Origin of the sequence: Salipiger sp. PrR003 (assembly GCF_010500785.1) — a bacterium.
Lineage (GTDB): Bacteria > Pseudomonadota > Alphaproteobacteria > Rhodobacterales > Rhodobacteraceae > Salipiger > Salipiger pacificus_A.
The window spans coordinates 1-3,813 of the sequence record NZ_JAAGOV010000110.1 but is presented as its reverse complement, the minus strand read 5'-3'; the positions used below and the strand labels follow the sequence as shown (position 1 = coordinate 3,813).

Genomic DNA, 3,813 nt, shown 5'->3' with positions numbered 1-3,813 from the left:
TCACCTGCGCCTGCACGATCTCGCCGGTGATGGTGAAGATGCTGTATTTCGGATGTTTCTCCGGCCGGTCGATGCGCACGAGCCAGCCCCCGGCGGCGTAGCGGTAGAAGTCTTCCGCCGGGTCGACGCTCGGGTCCATGTTGCGGACCGAGAAGCCGAGCTGATCGGCGCCGACTGTCCCTGTGTCTTGCGCGGCGGATGACGTGGCGGTTGCCGAGAACAACCCCACTGCCACGGTACAGGCCAAGGGAAACATGGGGCGCACAATCATCAATAGGGCTCCGGTCATGAAAGCGAGATCGGTGTTGAAAAGGCTCTTCACCAACACGTTACCGGCATTGGCATTTCCAGGCCACCGTTTTGCGTGCGCTGGCGCGAGGCGTGCCAGATCAGGGCCGGGACCCGCCTCGAGAACTCCTCTATCGACATCAGAGGCAATCTGGGTTCTTCCCGGCTTTTGCTTCAGACTCCAGCTGCGCCAAGCATGAGTTTCCGAAGTCTTCGCTGCCGTGCCGCGTAAATTTCCACCGCCTCACAGCAATCGTTCCGCTGCGAACGCGCGCCGCGAGAAACTGGCACTTCCGCTTCGGGCTCGAAAGGGCCGATCGCTGCGTTCAGCCTGAACGGCAGCTTCCGAAAAATAAGCCCAGCGGTGCGACGTCGGCTTCCTGCGCGTAGCTGACCTCGCGGGCTCGATGGACTCGGGTCGCATGGCCGCTTGCAGCCTATTCCGTTCTCTAGTGGGGCAAGGTCTGGGTGCTCGGTCCTGAGCGGTTGGTGCCTTTCGGGTGCCCTCGTTCTCGGCGTGCTCATGCTTGGCACTTTATGGGGTAAGCCGGGGCCGAGAGTGGCGAGGTTGAAACCGCAGTCAGCCGGGGTCGGCCGCGTGCCACAGACTCGGCGCCATCATCTGCTCCCTCCCTCGGGCGATGCTCCGCGCTCGGGAACTCGGGGCGGTCTCCTTTCTCGTCGACCGGGTTAAGGAGCGCCGGCCAGTCTCTGGCCGGGTGGAAATCGGTGTCGCTCTTGAGCATTGCGTGCATGATGACTGCCAATCGACGCGCCAGGGCGATCCGGGCTTTGCGCATGTTCGATTTGCGCGCGATCGCCAGCCCCCATTCCTTCGGCTTCAGCGTTCCCTTGTCGCGGGTCAGCATTACGTTCGCCGCCTCGTAGAGCGCCGGTCCCCGGTCTTCGATATGTGCCCGGTGTCGTCGACTTCACCGGATTGATATCGGCGCGGGACAAGGCCGCGATACGCACCGAGGTCACGGGATCGTCGGAACCGTCCTGGATCGTCAACGGCGGCGGTGAAGGCCAGCGCGGTGAGCGGCCTCACTCCGGGAACGGCCATGAGCCGTCGGCAGGCTTTCGATTGGCGCATGAGATGCTTGATGTCGGTGTCGAGGGCGGCGATTGCCGAGAGCAGACGATTGCGAAGCAATCTGCCGAGAGGGACAAGTCAGCGCGTAGGGATGGGACATTCGAGCGCGCCGACTTCAACTATGATACCGAGAGGGATGTCTACACCTGCCCGGGCGGCAAGGAGTTGAAGCAAAGCCGCCGGACCTTCACGAAACCCCGGGAGAAAAAACCCGATGAAGATGGCATGCTTCGCGACCGGGCCGGCAAGGCCGATTGCGATGCTTGCAACCTGAAGGCGCGCTGCTGTCCCAAGGCGCCGTGTCGAAAGGTAACGCGATCAATCTTCGAGCCCTCCCGGGATCGGGCGCGTGCGATCGCCCAGACGACCGACTACGCGATCTCTTGCAAGCTCCGGAAGAAGGTGGAGATGCTCTTCGCGCATTTGAAGCGCATCTTGGGCCTCAACCGTCTCCGATTGCGAGGCCCGAGCGGCGCACGAGACGAATTCCACCTCGCAGCCACCGCTCAGAACCTCCGGCAGCTCGCAAAGCTCGTTCCGATGCCACCGGTCGCCTTTTGAGAAAGGATATGCTCAGGCGCCGCAAATTCTGGGCGAGGGTCAACGCGATCCCCGAGCCGAGGTTTTCAACGGAATAAGCCCGAACCAGCCATTCGCCTTGAGGTGCCCCGCACGGTGTAGTGGACCTTCGGCCCGAGAGCCTGGAGCGATCGAGGAGCGGACACAGAGTCTGTTGCGCTCAAAGTCGGCGTTCTTTCGCGACTATTGATCGAATCGGATTCTTTGCACTACATACAACATTGAGAAAGGCGATGGCGTCGCCACCGACGATCCGATGTCGGAACTCTAAATCAAGCCATCCTGAACGCCGGGATCTTGCTTCGCCGTATTGCGGTGAGGGAGGTGACCTGAGCGATAAGGCGCACTCCCCATGCGGTCAATCGGCCCTAACAGGAGTGAACCGATGGACGGAACTTCCAACACGACCGGACTTGCGCGCCCCGATTTCTACCGTTTCCACCAGGGCGAAAAGGTGCTGTCCTTCTCAGATACAGAGTACGAGGCGCGGCTGGCTGGGCTTCGCGCCACTATGGCGGACCAAGGCATCGGTGCCGTTGTGCTGACCTCGATGCACAACGTGGCATACTATTCCGGCTTTCTCTATTGCGCGTTTGGGCGTCCCTACGCGCAGGTCGTCACCGCTACAGAGACCGTCACCGTCAGTGCAGGGATAGATGCGGCGCAGCCTTGGCGGCGGTGTTATGGCGACAACATCACCTATACGGATTGGCAGCGGAACAATTATTGGCGAGCCATCCTGTCCGTGACTGGGCCAGGTAGGGTCGTAGGGTATGAGGGGGACCACATTTCCATCGCGCAGAAAGCGCTTCTGGATGTCTTCCTTGCTCCGTCGAGCACGGTCGACATCGCACCTGTGACAATGACGCAGCGGTTCCATAAATCGCCTGCAGAGCTGGAGCTGATCCGCGCGGGTGCAGCGGTCGCCGACGTGGGCGGTTACGCGATCCGCGATGCGATCAAGGCAGGCGTGCGAGAGATAGACGTTGCGATGGCCGGTCGAGATGCCATGGAGCTGGAGATCGCCCGTCGCTTCCCGGATGCCGAGTACCGGGACACTTGGGTATGGTTCCAGTCCGGGATCAACACCGATGGCGCACACAATCCGGTCACTTCTCGGCACTTGCAGAGCGGTGACATTCTCAGCCTCAACACCTTCCCGATGATCTCGGGATATTACACAGCGCTGGAGCGCACGCTCTTTGTCGAAACAGTCGACGAGGCCAGCCTGAATGTTTGGGAGGCGAACGTTGCAGCTCATCAATACGGCATGAGCCTCTTGAAGCCTGGCGTCTCTTGTGCCGAAGTTACTCATGCGATCAATGACTTCTTTGCAGAGCGTGACCTATTGAAATACCGGACCTTCGGTTACGGTCATTCCTTCGGAATACTAAGCCACTACTACGGTCGCGAGGCGGGACTTGAATTGCGGGAGGATATCGACACGGTACTCGCGCCTGGCATGGTGATCTCAATGGAACCGATGCTGACCATCCCGGAAGGGCAATCAGGCGCCGGGGGGTATCGGGAACATGATATCCTGATCATTACCGAAGACGGCAATGAGAACATCACCGGCTTTCCTTTTGGCCCTGAGCACAACGTGGTCGCCTGATCGCAGAACTTGGTTTGGTCGGCACAACAGGTTGGCCAAACCTGAAGCGGCCATTCGAACGCCTTGCGACATCTGTGAGTCTGGGCTCGAGGGGGCCGGTCGGCACGCTCCGCGAAGACGGCAGCTTCCGGGGCCTGAGCAAAGCTGAGCCAAGTCCGCTTCGTCGGAGGTTTTTCGATGTGGGCCGCGGGGTGATGGCGGTATTCTGCGCGATGGCGGCCCACGTTGGAAAACC

The 3,813-nt window shown here is 60.8% G+C and carries 2 protein-coding genes and 2 pseudogenes; 2 read left to right on the top strand and 2 right to left on the bottom strand.

Annotated features, from left to right (window positions below):
• Nucleotides 1-322 (bottom strand): hypothetical protein (locus G0D83_RS32010; protein WP_203595691.1); only part of this gene is annotated, 322 nt, incomplete at its 3' end.
• A 679-nt stretch (nt 323-1,001) separates the two neighbouring features.
• A pseudogene (locus G0D83_RS30685) lies at nt 1,002-1,438 on the bottom strand (transposase); the annotation flags it as partial.
• Nucleotides 1,439-1,456: 18 nt separating this feature from the next.
• Between G0D83_RS30685 and G0D83_RS30680 the strand changes: the two are divergent.
• Nucleotides 1,457-1,945 (top strand): annotated as a pseudogene (locus G0D83_RS30680) (transposase); the annotation flags it as partial.
• Nucleotides 1,946-2,348: 403 nt separating this feature from the next.
• Complete coding sequence (locus G0D83_RS30675) at nt 2,349-3,578, top strand: M24 family metallopeptidase (RefSeq protein WP_164198515.1); 1,230 nt, start codon at nt 2,349-2,351, stop codon at nt 3,576-3,578.
• Nucleotides 3,579-3,813 lie beyond the last annotated feature (235 nt).

Excerpts from the sequence above, each read along its gene's own strand:
- G0D83_RS30675 (WP_164198515.1), top strand. The coding sequence starts at position 2,349 with ATGGACGGAACTTCCAACACGACCGGACTTGCGCGCCCCGATTTCTAC.